This is a genomic window from Pseudorhizobium marinum (assembly GCF_000705355.1).
In the GTDB taxonomy this organism is placed as follows: Bacteria; Pseudomonadota; Alphaproteobacteria; order Rhizobiales; family Rhizobiaceae; genus Neorhizobium; species Neorhizobium pelagicum.
In genome coordinates this window covers 87268-110104 of record NZ_JMQK01000013.1, presented here as the reverse complement: position 1 = coordinate 110104, position 22837 = coordinate 87268, and the positions used below count along the sequence as shown (strand labels likewise).

The window sequence follows — 22837 nt, the reverse complement described above, 5'->3', positions numbered from 1 at the left end:
AAACGTGCCATAGGGGTGGTAGAAGGACAATTGACGAGAACGTCTAGATCTATGCGTAAACCTTATGGGAGGGGGAGATGAACTTCCGGCAGATCGAGGCCTTCCGGGCCGTCATCATCACGGGGACGGCGTCGAGAGCAGCAGAGCTCATGGGCGTCACGCAGCCCGCCGTCAGTCGGCTGATCGGGGAGCTGGAAGCCACGGTGGGCTTCCCGCTGTTCGACCGAATCAAGGGCAGGCTGGTGCCAACGCCCGAGGCTGACATCTTTTACCGCGACGTGGAAACGAGCTTTCGCGGTCTCGACAGGCTGCGTTCGTCGGCTGCGCGTATCCGCGACTTTGGCTCCGGTCATATTCGGGTCGCGAGTCTCGCCGCGACAGGCTCGACCATCGTTCCGCGCGCCGTGCGCAGGTTCAGGGAAACGTTCCCGTCCGCCATTGTGACGCTGAGCATCATGAGTTCAGCTTCGGTCCGAAACCACGTCGTCGACGGGGAATTCGATCTCGGCCTTGCCGCGGACGAGGTCGATCTCTCCGGCGTCGAGCACCAGGTGTTCGGAAGCTTTCCGGCGCTGTGCGCCATTCCGCCCGGACATCCGCTCGCGGCAAAGAAGGTGATCCGGCCAGAGGATCTCCACGGCGTTGATTACGTCGCCCTCTCGCCGGAAGACCGGGCGAGATTGCAACTGGATCGACTGTGTCTGGATGCGGGCGCCAGGCCGAACCTGGTCATCGAGACGCCGTTTGCCATCACCGCTTGTGCGCTGGCGCTGGAGGGGGTGGGCGTCGGGATCGTCAATCCGCTCGCGGTGGACGGTTTTGGCGAACGGGGCCTCATCCTGCGGCCGTTCGAGCCGGCCGTCTACTTCAAGAGCTATCTGCTGTTTCGGCCGGACATGCAGAAGGCAAGGCTTGTGAGGGCGTTCGTCTCGGCACTGATGGAGGTGCGCAATATCCGCCATCAGGTGCCGGTGAGGTAGCGCGCCGTCGGGCCGTCGCATCGGCTTTGGTTCGAGAAACACCCGCCCTGCCTCCAGCAGCTTTTCCAGCGCCCGGTAGACCTAGAGCGTGCCTTGAGATCCTCGTCGCGCGATCGGTCGAGGATGGTACAGGCACTGAGCGACTGGCCAGACGACCGCAGCACGGACAGCACCAGGCTCTGGTCCGTCGGCAGCTTCAGGCTATCCGCACGGGCGAAATGCTGCATCATCGTCTCCCGGCAGGCCGATCGCGGGTCCGGAGCCGCCGCAACGGTTCCGGACCCGCGGTCATATCAATGCGAGGCGCCGGAGCCGCCAACAGCCACGATCGAGAAGGGCTGGCCTTCGACGGCGATGGTGCGGACTTCTGCAAGGCTGTCGGCATCGAAGATCCGGACCAGCGAGTGCCGGGGATCGGTGATGGCGATATGACCGTCAGCTACGGCCAGACGCGGGCGAGGATCACGCCAGTGACCGTCCTTGCTGTAAGGCTCTGTCACGGTCGCCTTGCGACCAATCTCGCCCTTGATGATGTCGAGCACGTGCAGGTCGCCGTCCTCGGTCAGGATATAGGCGTTGCGCGGTGTCGCCGGGTCGAGCACAAAATCGACGCGGCGGGTCGGAAGCGCGACGAGCTTGAAATGTTCGTCGCTGTCCGGATCGATCAGGACGACCTTGTCCTCGCCGTAGTTGCCGAGGAAGAACTGCATGGCCTTGCCGCCGAGCAGCGTCCCCGTGTATCCTTTCGGCAGGTCGGAGGGGTAGGTAAGCATCTCCAGCTTTGGTCCCTCGGTCCCGCCGGGGCGAGCGATCAGAACGCCTTCCTTGCAGCCGAAGGCGACGAGACGCGCCGAGGTGGCCTCACCGTGCAGGTCGGTGCAGGTCGCCATATCCCCGACCTGCTCGCCGGTCTCGTCGATGACACGCAGTCCGATACGGGGCGGCAGTTCGTCCGGCTTCGTCACGATTTCCGTGTTTGGAACCGAGACCAGCACATGGCGGCCCATCGTGACCGCGACGCCGTGGTGCGGCTTGGTCGTGCCGATCGTCTTCACTTCGGCCTTGCCTTCGAGTAATGCCGCCTCATCGATGATGTCTGCCTTGCCGCCACGATCGTAGAAGAGGATGGCATGGTCGTCGTGCGGGACGACGTGGAACGGGCGCTTGCCTTCGAAGGTCACTGGCAACAGTTCGACGTCTGAAACATCGAGATCGCGATGTTCCCCGTGGTCGGAGAAGTTGATGCCGGTCTTGAGGATGTGGACGATGTCGTCGTCCGACTGGGTGGCGAACACGGTCTGGCCTGAGGCGCTGGCGGTCAAGGCCGCGGCGCCCTTGACGTCGTAGCGGCCGAGTTCTTCGCCGGTTTCGAAATCGATGGCGTGGACAACCGGATTGGTATGATCGGCGACAAACAGGCGCCATGCTTCGTTGCTCTCGAGATCGTCATCGGCAAAAGCGCCGGGTGCGGCGAAAACCATGGCAACGGTGACTGCGGCGAGCAGGCGGTTTCGGATGAGAAACAATCTCATGGGGTACTTTCCTTCATGTTGGAACTTGAGAACGGCGGGTGGCTTTACTCTGCGGCCTGTCGAGCAGCGCGGCATTTGCGGAATCCGTCGCTGATGATGTCCTTGGGCAGGTTGCGTCCGATGAAGACGAGCCGCGTGACGCGTTCCTCGCTCTTCTTCCAGGCGCGTTGGTGGTCGCCTTCCAGAAGCATGTGGACGGCCTGGACGACGAACTGTTCGTCGTCTCCGGAGAAGGAGACGATCCCCTTCATCCGCAACATATCCAGGCCGAAGACCCGAACCGTGTCCTGCAGCCAGTTCAGGAACCGCTCGGGATCCATGGGCTGACGCTCGACGAGCGAAAAGCTCGTGACGTGATCGTCATGTTCGTGATCGTGGGCTTCATCCAGGAAGTCCGGCTCCACGTCCAGAATGCGATCGAGATCGAAGGCCTTGCGGTCGAGCAGGCTGGCAATATCGACGTTGCAGCGCTCGGACCTGATGATGCTGGCGGCCGGGTTGATGCGCCGGATTCTGTCCGTGACGGCCGCAAGCGCGACATCGTCCACCAGATCGGTCTTGTTGAGGAGAATGGTGTCGGCGAAGGCCAGTTGTTCCTGTGCCTCATGAGCTTGATCGATCTCGCCGAGAAGATGCTTGGCATCGACGACCGTGATAATGGAGTCCAGCCGGGTCTTCGCGCGGAGGTCCTCGTCGACGAAGAAGGTTTGTGCCACCGGCGCCGGATCGGCCAGCCCCGTCGTCTCGATGAGTATGCCGTCGAAGCGGTCGCGGCGACGCATCAGGCCGTCGATGATGCGGATCAGGTCGCCGCGCACCGTGCAGCAGATGCAGCCGTTGTTCATCTCGAATACGTCCTCGTCGGACTCGACGATGAGGTCGTTGTCGATGCCGACCTCGCCGAACTCATTGACGATCACGGCGAACTTCTTCCCATGCGGCTCCATCAGAATACGGTTGAGAAGCGTCGTTTTTCCGGCCCCGAGGTACCCGGTCAGAACGGTGACCGGGGTCGGTGCATTCTTCTGCTGTGACATGGACGTCTCCCAAACGGCGCATCGGCGCACGCACGCAATATGTTATACCGTAACCTCAGCGGTTGAAGACGTAATAACATTACGGCAACAGCCGCTGTCAATCCCCGAGAAAGCGGTGAGCGACATTTGTCTGAAACTTGATAACGTCATGCCGGGCTATCGGAGCCATCCTGCCGCTCATCATCTTAATTAGCGTGATGCTGGGGTAAGGCGCTTCAATCGCGCCACGCAAAGCAGGATGGAGACGCCCGTGGCTATGAGGATGGGACACCACGCTTCAGGACAACGCCTTGAGGTGGCTTCGTGGTGAGTACTCCACGCGAACAGGGGCTAAAATCGATCTCGGTGTGAGAACCATCATTGACGACGCCTCATTTGACGATGGGCTGCGGTTGCTGGCCCGGTCTGTGAGATTGGCGGGAATTGGCGTGTCGCGATCCGCAATGTGCAAGGAGTTTCAGACCCGGCCTGCTGCCGGTTTCCTGGCCCCGGGCGAAGCTGTTTCGCATGAAACTTCGAAGTATGACTGCACGGTCACGGGGATTCCTGGCGCTCGAACTTCCGAGCACCGATACGCCGGTACTGGAACTCGTCATGGTTCGCTGCCATTGCCTCATCGATCAGCGTCGCCATCCGGGCATGAAACGGCGATTTGCTGCAGGCTGGGTCCGTCGCTGCTGCACTACCGGCAATGGCCATTGCCTGGCAGCGGCATCCGCCCCAGTCGATCTCCTTCCTGTCGCAATTGCGGCAGGGCTCGCTCATCCAGTCGGTCCCGCGAAAGGCGTTGAACGCCGTGGACTGATGCCAGATTTCAGCAAGGCTCTTGTCGCCGAAGCGGTCGAAGAGGAAGCCTGGGATGGTTCCGGCCGCGTGGCAGGGAAGAATGCTGCCGTCGGGAGCGGCCATGAAGGCGTCGCGCGCCCATCCGCCCATGCAAGGCTTTGGATACATGGCGAAATAATCAGGCGTGACGAAATCGATGGCGAGCACACCAAGCAGATCCTCCTGCGCCTGGTGGACGATGTCGACCTGCCGTTCCACGGCGGCGCGATCCGGCATCAGGGCGTTGCGGTTGACGAGTGCCCAACCGGCATACTGGACGTTGGCAATCTCCAGGCGCTCGGCATCGAGAGCAAGCGCCAGTTCAATGAAGTGCGGCACTTCTTCGATGTTGTGTCGGTGGATGGGTGCATTGATCGTCAGCGGCAGTCCAGCGGAGCGCGCGCGCCTCGCCGTCTCGATCTTCTTCTCGTGCGCACCGCGCTGGTTGCCTATCTTCTCGGTGGTCGACGCAAAGGCACCCTGGAAGCTGATCTGGACGTGGTCGAGCCCGGCTCTCGCCAAGGCTTCCATGCGTCCCTCGGCAACACCCACGCCGGCTGTGATCAGATTGGTATAGATCCCGCGATCGGCCAAGCGCTTGACGAGAACCTCCAAGTCCGGCCGCAATGTCGGCTCGCCTCCCGACAGGTGGATTTGCAGCACCTAGGATTGAAAAGCAAACCCTCTCGCAATACGGAGTTGACCTTCCCTACGCCCCCCGAATTCGCGGCCGTGTAGAAAACGTCTGAGGCTGTTCGACGTCAGATTTTTTCGGGTCATCAAGGCGGCTAGGCGGCGGTTGTTCTTGAGCAGCAACATCCCCCCGCGCCCACTGATAGCCGCCATGCCGGGCGGATGGGTATCATCAGTCCTGAAGCCTCGTCCTTCGTTCCATGAGAAGCTCGTGCTCGACAAGCTGCTTCCCAGCGTCGGTAATGCCGTTCCCGTCAGTGAGGCCAAGCCCCCGACACCTTCCTTCGATGTCCCGCGACAAGCTGGCGCTCTCGTGTCTGTAGAGCGCCACGAGGTTGTTCCACTCTGTGTAGGAGACGTCTCGCCTGGAAACCATCTTGTGCCTCGCCCTGTTGAGTTCTGCCATGATAGCACATCTTTCGGTCTCATTGGGCCAGTGATGAGAGCCAGAATCTGGTCTCGCGCCGGATCGGTGGTATGAAACGCGACAAAAACGATCCAAGGCGCGTTTCTGAATGCCCATTTTTGATTTCGCAGCGCGCTGTTGCAGATGCTTATGGACCTCCTCTCTGCCGGGAGCGCGGAAATCAACAAGGCAGGGAAGGTGATGAAGCCAGCAGGAGCGGGGTCACAGCAACTTCTCAGGAGGGGCGGCAAAGGCTCTTAACGGTTGTTTTCCGCGAGATCGGCATCAAGGGGCCAGCAGATAAAATCGCAGAACGATATCGTCCGCGTGGGGTGGGTACGAAACGTAAGGCTTGGCAGTGGCACCGTGCAAGTTGCAGACACTGGCAGGAATGGTCGCGGACTGCCCAACAAAGCAGATCAATATTCGATCGCGGGAAAATCTCCGGTCGATGTCACATTGGCACGCTCCGCTTCGTCCTGTTCGTGAAGCATCCCAAAGGAGCCACGAACATGAAAATCGTCATCATCGGCGGAACCGGCCTGATCGGATCCAAGACCGTTGCAAAACTCAGGGAACGCGGCCATGAGGCCATTGCCGCCGCACCATCAACCGGGGTCGACACAATCACGGGCGCCGGGCTCGAGGCTGCACTTGCGGGGGCGTCGATCGTCATCGATCTCACCAACTCGCCCTCCTTCGAGGACATTGCTGCGATGGAGTTCTTCCAGACCTCGGGCCGCAACCTGCTGGCTGCCGAGAAGGAGGCCGGCGTCGGGCACCACGTTGCATTGTCCGTGGTCGGGACGGCGAAACTGCAGGCCAGCGGCTATTTCCGTGCCAAGCAGGCGCAGGAAGATCTGATTGCGGCCTCCGGCATTCCCTACACGATCATCCACTCGACGCAATTCTTCGAGTTCATGGGCGCCATCGCCCGCGGGGCAACACAGGGAAACGAGGTGCGGCTCTCGTCGTCTCTGATCCAGCCGATTATCTCCGACGATGTGGCCGAGGCAGTGGCCGACATCGCCCTGGCGGCGCCCGTGAACGGTCTGGTCGAAATCGCCGGCCCGGATCGTCAGCCGCTCGACCGCATGGTCGCGCGCTTCCTCTCCGCAGCCCATGATCCGCGCGTCGTCGTGACGGATCCGGCATCGACCTATTTCGGTGTCCTGCTCGATGAAACGTCCCTGGTGCCATCCGGGCCAGCCAGGATCGCTGCCACCTCCTTCGAGACATTCCTCCATCGCGGCGAGCTGAGGACATGAACCGGATGAAGCTCTACTACGCGCCGGGCGCCTGCAGCCTGGCCGACCACACCGCGCTGCATGAGGCGGGACAAGCGTTCGACATCGAGCGCGTCGACATCCGCACGCACATGACGGAGCACGGCATAGACTTCAGAACCGTGAGCGCCAAGGGTTATGTCCCCGCTCTCGTTCTGCCCGACGGCCAGCTTCTCACCGAGAATATCGCGGTGCTCGATCATCTGGCGTCGCTCTACCCGCAGTTGGCGCCGGCGGGACCGCTCGGTCGCAGCCGGCTGATCGAGGCGCTTGCCTTCATATCGACCGAGTTGCACCGCGCATTCAAGCCGATGTGGCATGGCGGCTCGGAGCGCGAGCGCGCACACGCGGCTGAAACAGTAACAGGGCACCTTCGGCTGATGTGCGACGCCATGAAGGGCCCGTTCCTATTTGGAAAGGAACCGACGGGTGCCGACTTCTACCTGTTCGTCATGCTGGTCTGGGCAGAACGCTTCAACGTCGAGGTCCCGCAACAGATGGTCGAGCTGAAACGGCAGATGCTTGAACGCCCCGCCGTGCGCGCAGCGCTGCAAGCCGAAGCTCCAGTTCGAACCGAAGTCTGATACACCTGCCAAAGGAGATCCGTCATGATACCCCGCATCGCCGAACCCTTCTCATTGGCCGCCGCCGGCATCAAGGCCATGTATGCCGTCGAAGCCGCCATCGCGGCGAGCCTCGACAAAACCACATTGCACCTCGTGAAGCTGCGCGCCTCGCAGATCAATGGCTGCGCCTTTTGCCTCCACATGCACGCCAAGGCCGCCCGTGCCGACGGCGAAACGGAGATGCGCATCTATCTGCTCGACGGATGGCGTGAATCCTCGCTCTATTCTGCCCGCGAACGCGCAGCCCTTGCGTGGACCGAGGCCCTCACCAACGTCGCCCGCACCGGCGCACCGGACGAGGATTACGCCCTGGTGGAGGCTGCCTATGACGCGTCAGAGCGCGTGAACCTGACGCTCGCGATCGGTGCGATCAACCTGTGGAACAGGCTCCAGATCGGCCTTCGGGCCGTCCATCCGCAAGAGGAAAGCAATGGACACGCTACCTGAGGCGACCCGCATATTCGAGGCGCAGCGGCCACGGTTGCTGCGTCTCGCCTACCGGATGCTGAGTTCGGTTTCCGAGGCCCAGGACGTCGTGCAGGATGCCTGGCTGCGCTGGCGGCGCGTCGACCTGTCGGACGTGCAGAACGCACCCTCTTTTCTCAGCCGGATCGTCACCCGTCTTTGCCTTGACGCGATGAAATCGGCGCGGGTCCGTCGCGAGACCTATATCGGGAGCTGGCTGCCAGATCCCCTTCCAGAACCTGACGACGACCTGCGGGCCGACAACCTCACGCTGACACTGATGCTCGCGCTCGAGCGCCTTTCGCCCCTTGAGCGGGCAGCGTTCCTGCTGCACGATGTCTTCGATACACCGATGGACGAGATCGCCTCGATCCTCGAACGTGACGTCGCGGCGGTCCGGCAGCTGGCCTCCCGTGCCCGGCGCAACGTGCAGGCCGACACCCCTCGCTATCCCGTGGCGCGCGACGAAGGCGAGCGGATCGCCACGGCCTTCCTCGACGCGACGCGAACCGGCAATATCGGAGGTCTTCAGACACTCCTTGCCGAGGGCGTCCGGATCGTGTCTGACGGAGGCGGCAAGGTTTTGGCCTTCCCGAACGCCATTGCCGGCATCGACAAGGCCCTGCGGCTCTACCGGGGCCTGTTCCGGAAGTACGGCGACGCCGAAATCCTTGTGCGCACAGTCTGGATCGACGGTCTTCCGGGATACATCAGCCTGTACAACGGCACCCTGCAGACGACATCGTTCGAGATCGAGGACGGCCGAATACTGGCGATCTACAAGACCCGAAATCCGGACAAGCTGGCGCATATCTCCTTAAGCAGCCGCCTCGGCCACTGAATTCTGATGCGCAATCGGTCAAGGCATATTGGTCCGGCCAAAGAAATCTTGCGAAATCGCTTGCGATCCAGCGCTGTATGAGCGCCGACGGCGACGTCTAGATCTCGAAGCGGCGGCTGGCTGCCTGCCCCCGAAGCCGCACGACATCCTTGGACGGCGGCAACCCGAAGTGACGGGCATATTCCCTGCTGAATTGGTTCGGGCTTTCGTACCCGACTCCATACGCGACCGCTGTTGCGTTCCCTTCTCCTGCCAGCAGAAGCCTCCGGGCATGAAGCAGCCGAACCTGCTTCTGATACTGGATCGGGCTGAGTGCCGTGACGGCCTTGAAATGGCGATGGAAGGCCGAAACGCTCAGGGCTGCCATTTCGGCAAGAGTCTCCACCCGCAGGGGCTTGGCGAAGTTTTCCCGGATCCATTGAATTGCAACGCCAATTCGTGAGAGCGCCGCGTCGGGCGCCGCGATATCGCGAAGCATCCAGCCCAGGGGGCCCTGCAGCACCCGGAAAAGGATTTCCCGTTCGTAAGCAGGGGCAAGTACGGCGACCTCGTCCGGTCGGTCCATCAGCCTGAGCATCCGCACCCAGGCGTCGAGAAACTCGTCGCTGACGGGTGCCACCGAGAAGCCCGAGCCAAACAGCTTGCTGCAGACCTGAACGGGAAGGTCCGCAATCAGCGACGCGACCGTCGGAGGATGAAGCGTCAGGCTGACCGCGAGATAGGGTTCCCCGGCGGCCGACGGATGGACCGAGCCGACGGCAGGAAGATCAACCGACATTACGAAATAGGTGGCTGGATCATAGGCGAAGGTCCGTTCTCCGACCGTCATCGTTTTGGAGCCGGTCAGGATCAGGTTGATCATCGGCTCGTAGACAGCCGACAGCCGGTGTTCCGGTATCTCCCCCTGGACCATGGCGACACGGGGAATGCCGGTTTCCGTGCGCCGGTTCTCGGCTGACGTGGTTAGCCTGCGCAGTTCGTGAAGTTGGTTTGCCATAAGGCGACCGTGACAGACGGCGCAAGGCACAGCAAGTGTGGAGCAGAAATAGGCAAGTTTCGGAGAGATATGGGCGAGCACGACCGACCGTGCAGGTTTAGCTTCAGGTCAGACCAAGACGCAACGTCCAAACAGTGAACTCGCGGGCGTAAAACCATCTGGCCAAAGGAAAGCAGCGTGCTCGATCATGTCTTCATCTCAGTCAGCGACATCACCCGCTCAATCGCCTTTTACGCCGCGGCGCTGGCACCGCTCGAAATCGTCCGTGCCCATGACTACGACGGAAAGGACGGTCCACCCGGCCATCCGGACCTGAAAGGCTTCGGGGCGAAAGGCAGGGTGTTCTTCTGGCTTCGCGAAGGGGTTGTCGAGGGGCGCTCGGCCCATATCGGTTTCGTCGCCGGAGGTGTCGCCCGGGTCGATGTCGCCTACAACGCTGCGATCACCGCGGGTGCAACCGAGATCCATCCGCCCGGCCCACAGCTTCACTACGACCCACGCTATTACGCCGCGCAGGTTCGCGATCCCGACGGCTACAGCCTCGAATTCGTCTATAAGGAATGGCAGCACTGACATGACAAAACTGATGATCTATGGCGCAACCGGCTACACCGGCCGCATGGCGGCAGAGCATGCGAAGGCGGCCGGCACGCCGCTGGTGCTCGCCGGCCGCAGCCGGGAATCCCTCTCCAGGTTGGCCGCCGAGCTCGGCGTCGAGTACCGGGTGTTCAGCCTCGACGACCCTGCGGCAATCCACGACAGCCTTGCCGGAGTTTTGGTCCTCATCAACTGTGCCGGACCGTTCACGAGGACCGCCGAAGCACTGATGAAAGCGTCGATCCGCAGCGGCGTACACTATCTCGACACCGCAGCCGAACTCGTGAGCTACCGTCTCGCCGAAAGCCTGGATGACCAGGCCAAGGCAGCAGGGATCATGCTGATGCCGGGCGGTGGTGGCAGCGTTGCCATGCTCGGCAGCCTTGCCGGACACGCTGTCGCAAAGGTCCGCGCGCCCCGCAAAATCAGGATTGCGCTGCATGTCGCAGGTGCTTTCTCGCGGGGGTCGGCGATCAGTGCGATGGAAAACGTCACCACCGAGGTTCTGGCTCGTATCGGCGGCAGACTCGTGGGCGTCGCTGCCGACGGCATTTGGAAATTCGACTTCGGCCAGGGTACGGTCGACTGCTTCCCGGTGACGCTTCCCGATCTCATCACGATCTGGCGGTCGACGGGCGTCCCTGATGTCGAAACCTTTGTGCATGTGCCGGGCGACGGGTTTCCGCAGGGTGATCTCTGCCTGCTTGCGGATGGGCCGGGGGAAGAGGATCGTCTCGCGAACCGATATCAGGCGGCCGTCGAAGTCACCGACGCGGAAGGCCAGGTGACCCGCTCGCTGCTCGATACGGTCAATGGTTACACCTTCACCGCGATGGCTGCGGCCGAGGCTGGCCGCCGTGTGCTCGCAGGCGAAGTCCGCCCCGGCTTTCAGACGCCCGCTGGTCTGTTCGGAAGCGGCTTCGCTCAGACCATCGCCGATACCACGATCGTCGACGTGTGAGGAACGCACCATGCAGAAGCTCGTCGAATCCTTCATCGCGACCGCAAATACCTTCGACGTCGAGGGCGCGCTGTCTCTGTTTTCTCCCGATGCGGTCATCGACGATGTTTCGGTCGGCGACGTCTTCGTCGGCAGGGCCGGCATCCGCATCTATCTCCAGCGGTTCTTCGTTGGTTACAACACCGCAAGCAGGCTGCTGTCCATTGAGACGCTGGACGACTTCAACCTAGACGTCCGCCTCGATTTCAGGGGCGATTTCGGCCACGAGATCGGCATCCTGAAGATTGCAGCCCGTTCGGATGGCTTGATCGGGCGTATCGACGCCGACCTCGCATAGCAAATCCACAAACAACTTCACCAAAACGAACATCTGCGCCTGAGGCGCGGATCCCGGGAAGGCGTGCGTCCGCAAGCTTCCGGCACAAGAAGGAGTAGGTTCATGACAACCACCAGGTCTCTCACCCATGAGGTCGTTGATAAGCTCGCCGTCGTCGAAGCGCTTTACCGCTTCGCGGCTGGTATCGACCTCCGCGACGAGGAGCTTCTCTCGTCGTCGCTCGCCGAAAACGCAGTCTCGGACTTCCGGCCAGCTGCCGCAAAAGCCGGGTTCGAATATCCGGTTATTGAAGGCCGCGATGTCATCGTCGCCGCCCTGTCGACGTCGCTCCGGGCGCTGGATACGAGCCATTCCGTCAGCAATCCGCGGGTAACCATCAACGGCGACACGGCACGCATGGATGTGCTCGTGGAGGCCCAGCACGTTCCCCGCAGCGATCCTTCGCGTTGTTATCTGATGAAGAACCGTTACGATGTCGAGTTGATCCGGTCAGACGATGTCTGGGTCATCACACGCAATACGGTGGACAACGTCTGGCGGACGGGCGATCCGTCGGTTCTCTCCGAGATATAAGTCTCAAGTGAGAGCGACGCGAGTGGAATGGCGGTCGGGCGCGAGGCCGGGCTCTCCCGAGAGATCTGGATCGCGCCGGAACTCCGCCGCGAGATAGGCGACGAATGACTTCACCTTGGCCGCGATGAGACGGTTGTCGGGATAGACGGCGTGAACTGGCACTTCCGGTATGTGCCAGTCGGCAAGAATCCGGACGAGACGTCCTTCCCTGATGGAAGGGCCGACAACGAAGGTGGGCAAGAGGGTGATGCCCAAGCCGCAGAGCGCCGCCGTGCAGAGGTTGCCCCCGTCATTCACCTCAAAACTCGGGGTGATCGGGATACGGCGAACATCCTCGCCTTGCCGCATTTCCAGATCCGGCCCCATCTGAGGCCTGAGAAATGCAGGCAATGGTGATCCGCCAGGTCCTCGGGCTTCTCGGGAACGCCACGGCGCGACAGATAGTCGGGTGAAGCACAGATCAGCACCGCTGACTCGCCCAGTTTTCGGGTGATCAGCGTCTCGTCGATCCGGATCGTCCCGCGTACCGCAAGATCGAACTTCCGCTCGATGAGGTTCACGGCGGTGTTCGACAGCTCGAGCTCAATTTCGATCTCCGGATGATCGGCGAGGAAACCGGCGATCATCGGCGTGAGATGGCTGGACCCCAGGTCCGGCGGTGCGGATATCCTCAACCTGCCGACGGGTGCCTCCTGATGATGGATCGCGGCGCGTTCGGCATCATGCACCATGGTGGTGACGTCCCTGAGCCGTTCATGAAAGGCCGCACCCGCTTCGGTCAAGAAGAGATGCCTGGTCGACCTGTGCAGCAGGCGCACGCCCAATCGGCGCTCGAGTTGATCCACCTGCGCACTGACGGTCGGTCGAGACATGGCGAGCATCTCTGCCGCCTTTGTGAAGCTCAGATGTTCGGCGACCGCCAGGAACGCGGCGAGACCATTCAGAGGATCAGAGGTCTTCATTCGTCAAGGGATCCGAACAGTGTGGGCAGATGCGTGAGATTATCACCTGTCCTCTCCCATCGTAAATGATCGTCCATTAGTCCAAATGGAGAAACGCCCATGAACACCTTCAAGAACCCCATCATCTCCCCACCCGGCGCCGGCCGGATGGCACTTGGCTTCGGTCCGCACCTGATCCGCATATCCGCCGAGGAGACCGAGGGCCGCTTCGGCCTCTTCGAAACCGACATTCCGGCCGGTGAAGGCCCGCCGCTGCACATCCACGAGCGCGAGGAAGAGTTTTTCCGGGTGCTGTCGGGCCGCTTCCTGTTTGTCTGCGGAGACACACGGACCGAGGTTGGGGAGGGCGGCTGTGTGCTCTTGCCCCGCGGCGTTGCGCACAGGTCCCAAAACATCGGAACCAGCATCGGCCGGCTGATGATCATCGTGACGCCGGGCGGCTTCGAGGGCTTCTTCGGCGCGGTCGAAGAGGCCGGGGCTGCCGGTCTGGAAGCAGTCTCGGCCCGCTACGGCATCCGCTTTGTCGGCTCGGGTGCTGACGCTCACGCCGCCTGATCCACGGCCCCGCCTTCGTGGCGGGGCACCACCACAAAGGACCGCCACTATGCCCGGCATGTCTTATTGTCTCTTGCTCTCAGCCACGCCCTACGTCGTGGCGCTCACCCTTGCCATGGCCGCGTCCGGCAATCACAGGCTGGCCTTGTCCCCACCCACCTGAACTGGTGGATTGGGTGTCGATGGGGCTATCCGCAGCGTTCTCTTATGCGGTCTGATCTTAGCACGCCGCAGCCTCGCTTGGATCCATGTCGTCATGGCCAATATCGATGTCCGGGCCATGATGCTTGGCATTGCGCTGGCCACGCCGAGATTTCGCCGCCACTCGGCCGGCGCAGCCGGCGCGGTCGCCTGGCTGCTGCCCTAAGGTGCCTTCAACAGGGACGTAACCTTGGGCACAGCGAAGAAGCCCCTCGACAACCTCGGGCGCCTCGGGGCGGCCGAGCAGGTGCCCCTGGATCTCGTGGCAGCCCGCTGCAAGCAGGTATCGCGCCTGTGCCTCGGTCTCCACACCTTCCGCCACCACTTCCAGTCCAAGTGTGTTCGCAAGCGAGATGATCGCAGATACGATTGCACCGTCGTCCGGGTCATGTGGAGCTTCGGCGATGAAGGACCGGTCGATCTTCAGTCTCGACAATGGAAAGCGCTTCAGCATGCTGAGGCTGGAGTAGCCCGTCCCAAAGTCGTCCAGGGCCAGTCCCACCCCCAGTTTCGTGAGTTCGTCCATTCGCCGCACGGCGGCATCGACGTCCTTCATGATCAGGCTCTCGGTAATCTCGATTTCGAGCCACCGAGGCTCAAGCCCGGTTCGTGCGAGCACGCCCGCGACCATGGCGGTCAGTTGCGCGTCCTGGAACTGTCGGGCCGACATGTTGACCCCAATTTTCATCGGAGCCAGTCCAGCGTCCTGCCAGGCTCTCCCCTGCCGGCACGCCATCTCCAGCACAACCGCCCCCACTTCGAGGATCAGGCCGCTTTCCTCCGCAATCGGAATGAAGCTGCACGGCGAGATCATGCCTTCAACCGGATGGTCCCATCTGACAAGGGCTTCGACGCCGGTAAATGCGCCCGTCCGCAGGTCCTTTTGCAGCTGATAGTGGAGGATGAGCTCTCCGTTCTTCACCGCTCGCCTCAGTTCTTCCAGGCGTCGGAGCTTCATTGACGCCTCCTCAGCCATGTCGAAGGTAAAGACCGTAGTCCCGTCGCGGCCGTTCCGCTTTGACCGGTACATGGCAAGATCGGCGCGCGCCAGAAGCTGCGACGGTTGCCCAGCATGGTCGGGAAAGAGCGCGACACCGATACTGGCCGTCGGCCGCAGCACGTGTCCCCTCACCAGGTGCGGTTGTCCTATCGCTATTCTCAATTGCTCTACCCGATCGAGGATGTCGCCTCTGGAGTCGGGAAGAACGACCACGAACTCGTCGCCCCCGATCCGCGCCGCTGTACCATCAGGCGCCATCGCCGCCCTTATGGACGAGGCGACTTCCTTCAGGAGTTCGTCCCCCGCATCATGGCCGAGGGTGTCGTTGATCAGCTTGAAGTTGTCGAGATCGATGAAGGCCACCGCCACCCGCTTGCCCTCCAAAACAGCCTGCGACAGCATCTCCGTCAGCTCATGGTCGAGGCGTTCGCGCTTCAGCAAGCCGGTAAGGGCGTCGTGCTCTGCCAAGAACGTGATACGTTCCTCCGCCAGGATGCGATCGACCGCGATACCGGCCAGCCGCGCCGCCGAGATCACGAATTCACAGTATGAGGGATCGGGCCGACGGCCAAACATGGTAAGGGCTAGAACGGCGTGCATACTGCCGTTTGAGGCCCGGATCTCGACGCTCCGGACATAGTCGCTGGCGCTCCGTATGCTGCGGACGTAAGCCTCAATCTCGTGGGCGGCAGTTTGCGGGCCGGCGACACACACTCTTGTGTTCTTCGGCCACGTGTTGGCAGCACATGCCGCCAGCCTCAGTTCTTGGCCTCCGTCGGGGACGAAGAGCGCGGCCTGGACGCCATCGGAGGATTCATCGAGGAGAACGGCGAAGTTTTCGAAGAACTCGGCCGCCGGTACTGCACCAATGATCATCTCGAGGAGCCGCGCCTGTATCGACATCAGGCGTTCGGAGTTCTTCCGGGCGGTGATGTCGCGCGACGCACCGACGACCCCGACGGTCCTGCCGTCGGCGTCCTTCAAGGGGACGCGTGACATCATAAGCCAACGGTCGGGGCCGCCCTTCAGAGCACGTTCTTCGAAGCCGAGATCGGCAACACCGGACTGGATTACCCTCTGCTCGATCTCGGCGATCGATGATGCAAGTTCCTGTCCGTGCAGGTCGAAATCCGTTAGTCCAATCAGCTCTTCGACGTTTGATAGGCCGTTGTTTGAGACGACGGCTTCGTTCGCGAAGAGGAAGCGTCCCTCAAGGTCCTTGGCGTAGATGTAATCGGGGACGTGGTTGATCATGGCCTCAAGCCAGCCGTAGCGATCCGCGAGGGTCGGGCCGCTTTCGCGCAGCAGTCGCGCCGCGTCTTCCAGGTGCACAGAAAGACTTAGCCGGGCCGGCTCCTCCGCACGGGGAAGCAGGTCTGTTTCAAGCTCTATTCCGTCACGCACGTAAGTTGCTCCCCATTTCAGGTTACCTTCCGGCAAAGACGTTAGAGCAATGTTAAGTAGCTTCTCACAGAGGCCTCTCGATCACTTTAGCCGTCGTGGCGAAAGGCCGAGACATCGAGAAGGAGCTGTTTTGTAGGGGCTCGTCTGGGCTTTTTCTCTTGCGTTCAGGAACTTCAGCGAGAACCTGGTCCCATCCTTGGACCCTGTCCACTCCGGCTCGCCGCCAAGCTGCCGGCTCAACGGACGGATGAGCCTGGCGCCCAGTCTGCCTGTTGCAGCGGGGTCAAAGTCGGCGGCAAGCCGCGTCCTCATCTTCAACCCTGAGCCGAAGCCTTTCCTCCGCTCTGCCGCCCCTTGCACGAATAGTCCCCGAGCCGCCCTCCGAGGATGGCTGGGAGCCCTTCCATGAATGCGATATCAGCCTCGTCAAAATCGGCTTTCTACGGGCGCATCCACCTCAGGCACGCCATAGCGCTTGTGTCGCTTTGGATAATGACGTTTAGCGCGCGCGTAATGCCGAATCCCGCCAGCAGGGAGTCTTAAACCTGTCCTTGTTCGAAAGGCGGTTGGAGATGACCGCCTTTCCGGTGTGGAAGGCATAGCGGGCGGGGCTTTCAACCGTCGCACCACCCGCCATGCCCTCGTTCCAACCCCATCCCGCCGCGACGAGGAAGCCGGCACCGAAGATGCGGCACTACTTCGTCTACCTCGAGACCATGCCCTCGGCCAGAAACCGGTCGCCTGTGGCGAAGGACGTGGGATCTGGCGAGGCGATCCCTGTCGCTTGCGGTTCGTTGCTAGTTCTCCGCCCGCAAGCACCTCGGCCAGGACGAAGAACGGATCTCCATCATTTCCCGCCGACTGGCAGAGGACCGCCCGATAGGGCACTCGCGCGCTCGGGCTTCACCAGCCGATATCGGTCAAGGTAAAGTCATTGCCCTTGTAGGCAACCGTTGTCCGGTAGGCCCGAGGACAGGCGTGGGAAAAACAATCCGCCGCATTGAGCTTCGCAGGGTGGTTGACGATCTTGTCGAACCCCTGCGCGGCATCGAGCGCCGTTGGATCCCACGTCGCCGGAAAGCATGGCCTCTTTCGCCTGAAGGTCGACAAGGAACTGATCGACCACGCGGCGCGATTCCTGCAGCATGTCTGGGATTGCCGGCGTGTCCCGGCCGATCACCTTGGCACGGTGCCGCGTCTGGGCAAGTGAGGCCTCCATGCGAACGACCGAGGAGACGTAGAACGGACGTTCTTTCTGCGTGAGGTGATCGAGCAGCTGACCGCGGTCCTCTTCGCCAGCGAGAATGGCGACAATGACGGATGCGTCGATGAACAAGCATCAGTCCTCGTCCCACATTTCATCGGTTTCGCGCTTGTGGTCGCCGGGTGCGTATGGTCCCGCGGCGCGGGCCATGGCGAGCGACTTTGCCAGCCGGTCGCGGATCGTCAGGCTCTTTTTGCGGCTGGCGATCTCCCGCTTCAATGCCGTCTTGACGGCATCAACCTTGGAGGTCTTGGTGAGACCGACAAGCTCGTCGGCGAGCCTGTCGACTTCGGGATCGTCTATGAACGCCCTTTGCGGACTTTACCCATCCCGAGGATCTGGAGGCCGACCTCCTGCTCTTCAGGGACGTGCTTGCGGGCGTTCGCGACGGCTACACGATCGAGAAACGTTACCTGCGCCCCGACGGGCAGATCGTACACGTGGTCATTCACGTGGCGGCGATGCGCGATCCGTCGGGCAAGGTCGTACGGTTCCTTTCGCAGATCGAAGACATTACCGTTCACAAGCAACACGAGCGCCAGCTTGCGGAGAAGGCGGCCCAGCTGGAACTTGCCATGGAGGTTCTGCGCGGCGGCTTCTGGCACATGGACGTCCGATCCGGCAGGTTCGAGACCTCCGATGGGTTGGCGCAGTTCATCGTCGGCCCTGCAGCGGCGCGCCTCGATCTGCAGAACTACCTGGGAAGGGTAAACCCGAAGGATGTCGAAGCCGCCGACCTTACATCGCTGCTGCAGGGCGCGGTCGATCAGTCGGTGGCAGAGTACCGGCTCGACACCGTGGCGGGAGAGCGCTGGATGCGCTGCGACCGTCGGCTGCTGCGGAATTCCGACGGCACGCCGCGGCGGATCGTCGGAGTGGCCATTGATTTCACGGAGGAGCACCAGCGGCTTGAGGCATCAGAGCGAAGTTCCGAAACAGACCTCCTGACGGGCCTGCTCAACCGGCGTGGGCTGATGAACCGCTTCAAGCAGATGCCGTCGTCTTTAAGCTGGTCGATCCTGTTGGTGGATCTCGACGGGTTCAAGGGCGTGAACGACACCTATGGTCATCCCGCCGGTGACAAGGTGCTCGTCGAGGCGTCGAGCCGCCTGAGGAAGACGGTCCGCGACACCGATCTGGTGTGCCGGACGGGCGGCGACGAATTCCTGATTGTTGTTCCGGGAGATCGGAAAACGGGCGAGGGGGTGGCGTTGCGGGTGGTCGAGGTCATGCGTGGCAGCATCGATATTGGGGCGGCCGCTGTTGAAACAAGAGCGACCGTCGGCGGCGTGTGGACGGCAGCAAAAGGCGATCTTGAGGCGCTGACCGCAAAGGCTGACCAACTCCTGTATCAGGCGAAGATGGCCGGCAAGGATCGATGGCGGTTTGAGAACGCATAAGCGAAACGACCTCAGCGCCAGGAGGATGGAATGCCAAGGCTCCCCGGTGACCATCAATCTGGACATCCGCTTCTCCCTTCTGTCGCTCCGGCGCCTTTACAAGGGCTTCAGGCGAGACTGAAGCCACGACGGAGTGAGCTTCGCCGGAGCGCGCTGTCCTTGCACTAACCAACGTGCTGAAATGAAAAATTGCGGTCGGCAGCCTGTCGGCACCCACATTGCAGAGCGGGGAGTGACCTCCGGACGTCAGTGTCAACAGCCGGCATCCGCACGCCGAGACGTTCACCCCCCAAGGCGGAAGGTAGTTGATCTGCCCGCGGCTACCACCGGCAGTTGCCTAGGCGTATGCGCTACGGTCATTCTGCCGTCGATCGAGTTCCTCGTTGTAGCGGCGCAATGCGTGCTGCTCTGTCAGCAAACCGATGACTTTGCGGTCAGTGGCATTGTCGAGCACGGCAAGGGCGTCGGCTTCAGCGCGCGAAAAGGCTTTCATGGCGTCGCGAATGTTCATCTCCGGCAACAGAGCAGTATCGGCAAAATGGACGAGATCCCTGGCCTTGGTTTCGTCAGGCAGGTCTCGGTGGATCTCGGGGACCAGGACGACGCCGACATAGCGCCCATCCCGGTCGACGATCGTCACCCTTTGCGTGGCGCCTAGAGGAAAGTCGCGGCGCAAGCGGCCAAGCGGGGTATCCTGCTCGGCCGTCCGGACGTCCTTTCGCATCATCCTGCCGACGCTCAGGTCGCGGATCCAGCCGACATCGGCTGCGCTGCGGATCGACTCCCCGCGAAGGTGGAAGCGCCAGGTGGCGAAGGAGTAGCCGAAGAGCCGGCGCACGGCGATCGACGAGACGACGGCTGCCGCAACCACGGCAATGGTCAGGGCCAGGCTGCCGGTTGTCTCCAGCGCAAGCAGGGCCATGGTCAGCGGAGCGCCCAAAACGGCCGTGGCCATGGCGCACATGCCGACGATGGCAACCACGAGAGCCGGGATCTGCAGCCCGAACACCAGCATCCAGCCAAGCGCTACCAGCTTGCCCAGCATGGCGCCGAGAAAGAGCGATGCAAAGAAGAGACCGCCCCGAAAACCGGAGCCGATGGAGACCGCCGACGCCAGCACCTTCAGACAAATGAAGGTGAAGAGCACAGATGCGGTGTAATCGGCGCCGAAACCCACATGCAGCGCCGAATGTCCGGAAGACAGAACCGTCGGCGTAATCAGAGCCAGGGCGCCCACGCACAGGCCGCCGATGGTGAGCCTCAGCCATACGGGCAGCCGGCTCTTGCCGAACAGCACCTCAACAACCGTCACCGTCCTCATCATGGCGATGGCGACAAGCGCGCTCAGGATGGCCATGACGAAGACCAGGACATAGTCGGAGGCAGACAAGGTGCCGGAAAATCCGACCTGGAACGATGGCTGCGGATAGAGCAGCCGCATGGTGCCGACGGCCGCGATGGAGGCCACGACGACCGGCGCCAGGGTGGCGATCGTGTAGGTGGCGATGATCAGTTCGAAGGCATAGAACGCACCGGTCAGGGGGGCGTCGAAAGCGGCGGCGATCGCGCCTGCAGCGCCGCAGCCAACAAGCGTTCGAAGATCGCTACGCCGGACGTGGAACAGCTTCCCCAGGCGGGAGGCGAAGGCCGAACTGATCTGAGTGTAGCCGGCTTCCATGCCAATGGAGGCACCAAAACCATCGGACACCATGGTGTACAGCACCAGGAGGAGACTGCCCTGCATCGGAATGCGGCCACCGTGAAGCGCATTCGCCTCGATCGGGTCGATGATGGCAATGCGTTGTCGACGCGTGGCGAGATAACCGATCAGGCCGAGCAGCATGCCGCCGACAGCAGGAACAAATGCCGCGCGCCAGGGGTCGATAAAGGCTGCACCACTCACTTCATGCCCGTCGATGGCAAACAGCACGTGGTGCAGCCACTGGACGCTTGCGACCATCGCGGCCACGAAACATCCGGCAAGAATGCCGACGACAGCGGCCAGAAAGACCAGCCAGATCTCGTCGGCACGGGCAAGGGCGCGCAGGCGGCGCGGGATCTTGAACATCACCTGTTCGCCCACTTGATCATCAGCACCTTGAGGACCGCCCTGCACCTGCATTGACACTGGTCGTGTTGTCAGCTCAGCAGATAGGCGTTGTAGAGATCGGCGACCCTTTGGGTAACGGGGCCGGGCTGGCCATTGCCGATCCGGCGGCCGTCGATCCTTGTAACCGGGGTGATCCCGCCGAGCGTTCCGGTGACGAAGGCCTCCGACGCGCCATAGACTTCAGCAAGTGTGAAATCCAGCTGACGGACGACATGCCCGGCATCGGCATACAGTTTGATGACCTTCCTTTGGGTGATCCCGTTGAAATTATAGCGACCCGTCGATGTCCACAGTTCTTCCCCGCGAACGATAAAGAAATTGGTGGAGTTGCAGCTGGCGACAAATCCGTGGGGATCCAGCATCAGGGCCTCGTCCGATCCGGCATTGATCGCCTGGATGAGGGCATGGATGAAGTTGAGGCGGCTGTGGGAATTGAGCCGCAGATCGAAAACATCCGGTGTGCTGCAGCGGATAGTCGAGGTCAGCAAGGACAAGCCGCTGGTCTTCGATTCCGGCTTCGGGATCTTGAACTCCGCGACGATGACGATTGTCGCCGTGCCAAGGGCAAAGCGTGGATCCTGGTTGGGGGTCTTCTTCTTGCCGCGGGTAACCATCAGACGGGCGTGGGCGCCATCAGTCATGCCATTGCGCTCGAACGTCAGATTGAGGGCAGCCGTCAATTCCTCCCGGCTCATTCCGATGTCGAGCTGGATCGAATTTGCGCCTTCGAAAAGACGATCGAGATGTTCGTCGAGCGCAATCACCTTGCCGTTGACCAGCCGCACGCCTTCCCAGACGCCGTCACCAAGCACGAAGCCGGCATCGAAGACGGAAACCTTGGCCTCGTCGCGCTTGAAGAATTCGCCGTTCACATAGATCAGGACGTTGTCATTGCGATCGTCCTTCACGTATCCCTGAGAGCTCGTCTCACTGGCTGAAACTGCGTTCATTTTCCTGGTTTCCTTATTCAAAGACTTGTTGGGGGACGCCGTGTCAGAAGGCGAATTCGGTGAACCGGTCGAGAAAGGCGCGGGTGCGCTGCTGCTTGGGGTTCTTCAGGACTTCGTCGGGCGTGCCCACCTCGTGGAACACGCCATCGGCGAGAAAGATCACCTTGGTCGCAAAATGATAGGCAAAGCCCAGTTCGTGCGTGACCAGCAACATGGTGCGGCCTTCCTCGGCCAGTTGCCCGATAACCCGCAGAACCTCGCCCACGAGCTCCGGATCAAGCGATGAGGTGGGCTCATCGAAGAGCAGGATTTCCGGCTCCATGGCAAGCGAACGCGCGATCGCGACACGCTGTTGCTGTCCACCGGAAAGATGGCCCGGGTAAGCACCGAGCTTGTCCGACAGGCCGACCTTTTCGAGTTCCTTCTGCGCCCTGACCCGGGCAATGTCGCGTTTCATGCCCTTGACGGTGACCAGCCCTTCCATGACATTTTCCAGGACAGTCATGTGCGGAAACAGATTGAACTGCTGGAACACCATGCCGACACGTTCGCGCACGGTGCAGAGCTCGGCCTCGGGATAGCGGCGCTCACCCTCTTTTGCGCGTGGCTTGCCGATTTCCCTGCCGTCGAGTGAAACCGTGCCCGCAGTCGGCATTTCCATGAAATTGATGCAGCGCAGGAATGTGCTCTTTCCCGAGCCACTGCCGCCGATGATGGCGATGCGCTCGCCCGGCTCGACGGCAAAATCGATGCCCTTGAGGACATGGTGATCACCGAACCATTTATGCAGGTTCGAGACGCGAAGGATGGCATCACTCATTGCGGGAGCTCCTTT

Annotated in this window: 25 protein-coding genes and 2 pseudogenes; 13 read left to right on the top strand and 14 right to left on the bottom strand. The window is 61.8% G+C overall.

The window, feature by feature from the left end:
* Positions 1-77 precede the first annotated feature (77 nt).
* Positions 78-980, top strand: a complete 903-nt coding sequence (locus EO99_RS0116335) for a LysR substrate-binding domain-containing protein (RefSeq protein ID WP_029619693.1) — start codon at positions 78-80, stop codon at positions 978-980.
* Here the strand turns inward: EO99_RS0116335 and EO99_RS0116330 are convergent.
* The 3 genes from EO99_RS0116330 to EO99_RS0116320 form a co-directional block, all read right to left on the bottom strand.
* Positions 962-1207, bottom strand: coding sequence for a hypothetical protein (locus EO99_RS0116330; RefSeq protein ID WP_029619692.1), 246 nt, complete (start codon positions 1205-1207; stop codon positions 962-964). The genes EO99_RS0116335 and EO99_RS0116330 overlap by 19 nt on opposite strands.
* 66 nt (positions 1208-1273) lie before the next feature.
* Entirely contained in the window at positions 1274-2512 is a 1239-nt protein-coding gene (gene aztD / locus EO99_RS0116325; protein WP_029619691.1) for a zinc metallochaperone AztD, read from the bottom strand.
* A 44-nt stretch (positions 2513-2556) separates the two neighbouring features.
* A complete protein-coding gene (locus tag EO99_RS0116320; protein ID WP_029619690.1) occupies positions 2557-3549 on the bottom strand; it encodes a CobW family GTP-binding protein in 993 nt (330 codons plus the stop codon).
* Between the two features lie 290 nt (positions 3550-3839).
* Here EO99_RS0116320 and EO99_RS28665 point away from each other — a divergent pair.
* Positions 3840-3911: pseudogene (locus EO99_RS28665) on the top strand (hypothetical protein); the annotation flags it as partial.
* 172 nt (positions 3912-4083) lie between these two features.
* Here EO99_RS28665 and pqqE read toward each other — a convergent pair.
* Positions 4084-5037, bottom strand: coding sequence for a pyrroloquinoline quinone biosynthesis protein PqqE (gene pqqE / locus EO99_RS0116315; RefSeq protein ID WP_077067097.1), 954 nt, complete (start codon positions 5035-5037; stop codon positions 4084-4086).
* 202 nt (positions 5038-5239) lie between these two features.
* Positions 5240-5473: a hypothetical protein gene (locus EO99_RS0116310; protein WP_235776848.1), complete on the bottom strand. Its 234-nt coding sequence runs from the start codon at positions 5471-5473 to the stop codon at positions 5240-5242.
* Positions 5474-5985: 512 nt separating this feature from the next.
* Here EO99_RS0116310 and EO99_RS0116300 point away from each other — a divergent pair.
* From EO99_RS0116300 to EO99_RS0116285, 4 genes are read left to right on the top strand one after another with little or no spacing between them, the layout of a single operon-like run.
* Positions 5986-6741: an SDR family oxidoreductase gene (locus EO99_RS0116300; RefSeq protein ID WP_029619687.1), complete on the top strand. Its 756-nt coding sequence runs from the start codon at positions 5986-5988 to the stop codon at positions 6739-6741.
* Positions 6738-7343, top strand: a complete 606-nt coding sequence (locus tag EO99_RS0116295; RefSeq protein WP_235776847.1) for a glutathione S-transferase C-terminal domain-containing protein — start codon at positions 6738-6740, stop codon at positions 7341-7343. The genes EO99_RS0116300 and EO99_RS0116295 overlap by 4 nt, the downstream gene beginning before the upstream one ends.
* 24 nt (positions 7344-7367) lie before the next feature.
* On the top strand, positions 7368-7832 hold the full coding sequence (locus EO99_RS0116290) for a carboxymuconolactone decarboxylase family protein (RefSeq protein WP_029619685.1): 465 nt from the start codon (positions 7368-7370) through the stop codon (positions 7830-7832).
* Positions 7816-8691 (top strand): sigma-70 family RNA polymerase sigma factor, encoded by an 876-nt coding sequence (locus EO99_RS0116285; protein ID WP_037112191.1) that lies wholly within the window; start codon positions 7816-7818, stop codon positions 8689-8691. The genes EO99_RS0116290 and EO99_RS0116285 overlap by 17 nt, the downstream gene beginning before the upstream one ends.
* 97 nt (positions 8692-8788) lie before the next feature.
* Here EO99_RS0116285 and EO99_RS0116280 read toward each other — a convergent pair whose 3' ends face one another.
* Positions 8789-9688 carry an AraC family transcriptional regulator gene (locus EO99_RS0116280; RefSeq protein WP_029619683.1) on the bottom strand — a complete coding sequence of 300 codons (900 nt, stop codon included), beginning with the start codon at positions 9686-9688 and terminating at the stop codon, positions 8789-8791.
* Positions 9689-9865: 177 nt separating this feature from the next.
* Between EO99_RS0116280 and EO99_RS0116275 the strand changes: the two genes are divergently transcribed.
* The 4 genes from EO99_RS0116275 (at position 9866) to EO99_RS0116260 (ending at position 12156) form a co-directional block, all read left to right on the top strand.
* Positions 9866-10261, top strand: a complete 396-nt coding sequence (locus EO99_RS0116275; RefSeq protein ID WP_029619682.1) for a VOC family protein — start codon at positions 9866-9868, stop codon at positions 10259-10261.
* Between the two features lies 1 nt (position 10262).
* Positions 10263-11246 (top strand): saccharopine dehydrogenase family protein, encoded by a 984-nt coding sequence (locus EO99_RS0116270; RefSeq protein WP_029619681.1) that lies wholly within the window; start codon positions 10263-10265, stop codon positions 11244-11246.
* A gap of 10 nt (positions 11247-11256) precedes the next feature.
* Positions 11257-11583 (top strand): nuclear transport factor 2 family protein, encoded by a 327-nt coding sequence (locus EO99_RS0116265; RefSeq protein WP_051679908.1) that lies wholly within the window; start codon positions 11257-11259, stop codon positions 11581-11583.
* A gap of 102 nt (positions 11584-11685) precedes the next feature.
* The gene (locus EO99_RS0116260) at positions 11686-12156 is read left to right on the top strand and encodes a nuclear transport factor 2 family protein (RefSeq protein ID WP_029619679.1); all 471 of its coding nucleotides are present in this window, start codon (positions 11686-11688) and stop codon (positions 12154-12156) included.
* A gap of 3 nt (positions 12157-12159) precedes the next feature.
* Here EO99_RS0116260 and EO99_RS28475 read toward each other — a convergent pair whose 3' ends face one another.
* Complete coding sequence (locus EO99_RS28475) at positions 12160-12453, bottom strand: LysR substrate-binding domain-containing protein (RefSeq protein ID WP_268871304.1); 294 nt, start codon at positions 12451-12453, stop codon at positions 12160-12162.
* Positions 12450-13118 carry a LysR family transcriptional regulator gene (locus tag EO99_RS28470; protein WP_077067096.1) on the bottom strand — a complete coding sequence of 223 codons (669 nt, stop codon included), beginning with the start codon at positions 13116-13118 and terminating at the stop codon, positions 12450-12452. Before EO99_RS28470 ends, EO99_RS28475 begins: the two co-directional genes overlap by 4 nt.
* Before the next feature lie 99 nt (positions 13119-13217).
* Between EO99_RS28470 and EO99_RS0116250 the strand changes: the two genes are divergently transcribed.
* Positions 13218-13673, top strand: coding sequence for a cupin domain-containing protein (locus EO99_RS0116250; protein ID WP_029619678.1), 456 nt, complete (start codon positions 13218-13220; stop codon positions 13671-13673).
* A gap of 220 nt (positions 13674-13893) precedes the next feature.
* Here EO99_RS0116250 and EO99_RS0116245 read toward each other — a convergent pair whose 3' ends face one another.
* The 3 genes from EO99_RS0116245 to EO99_RS0116235 form a co-directional block, all read right to left on the bottom strand.
* Positions 13894-16278 (bottom strand): putative bifunctional diguanylate cyclase/phosphodiesterase, encoded by a 2385-nt coding sequence (locus EO99_RS0116245; RefSeq protein WP_077067095.1) that lies wholly within the window; start codon positions 16276-16278, stop codon positions 13894-13896.
* Positions 16279-17209: 931 nt separating this feature from the next.
* A complete protein-coding gene (locus EO99_RS26705; protein ID WP_235776846.1) occupies positions 17210-17614 on the bottom strand; it encodes a type II toxin-antitoxin system VapC family toxin in 405 nt (134 codons plus the stop codon).
* Between the two features lie 3 nt (positions 17615-17617).
* On the bottom strand, positions 17618-17845 hold the full coding sequence (locus tag EO99_RS0116235; RefSeq protein WP_029619675.1) for a type II toxin-antitoxin system VapB family antitoxin: 228 nt from the start codon (positions 17843-17845) through the stop codon (positions 17618-17620).
* 65 nt (positions 17846-17910) lie between these two features.
* On the opposite strand from EO99_RS0116235, the pseudogene EO99_RS28660 reads away from it, so the two are divergent.
* Positions 17911-18027, top strand: a pseudogene (locus EO99_RS28660) (helix-turn-helix transcriptional regulator); the annotation flags it as partial.
* 159 nt (positions 18028-18186) lie between these two features.
* A complete protein-coding gene (locus EO99_RS26355) occupies positions 18187-18942 on the top strand; it encodes a GGDEF domain-containing protein (protein WP_162179317.1) in 756 nt (251 codons plus the stop codon).
* A gap of 337 nt (positions 18943-19279) precedes the next feature.
* Here EO99_RS26355 and EO99_RS0116220 read toward each other — a convergent pair whose 3' ends face one another.
* From EO99_RS0116220 to EO99_RS0116210, 3 genes are all read right to left on the bottom strand, one after another.
* Positions 19280-21010, bottom strand: a complete 1731-nt coding sequence (locus EO99_RS0116220) for a chloride channel protein (protein ID WP_029619673.1) — start codon at positions 21008-21010, stop codon at positions 19280-19282.
* 71 nt (positions 21011-21081) lie between these two features.
* Complete coding sequence (locus EO99_RS0116215; protein ID WP_029619672.1) at positions 21082-22002, bottom strand: aminotransferase class IV; 921 nt, start codon at positions 22000-22002, stop codon at positions 21082-21084.
* Positions 22003-22045: 43 nt separating this feature from the next.
* Complete coding sequence (locus EO99_RS0116210; protein WP_029619671.1) at positions 22046-22822, bottom strand: amino acid ABC transporter ATP-binding protein; 777 nt, start codon at positions 22820-22822, stop codon at positions 22046-22048.
* Positions 22823-22837 lie beyond the last annotated feature (15 nt).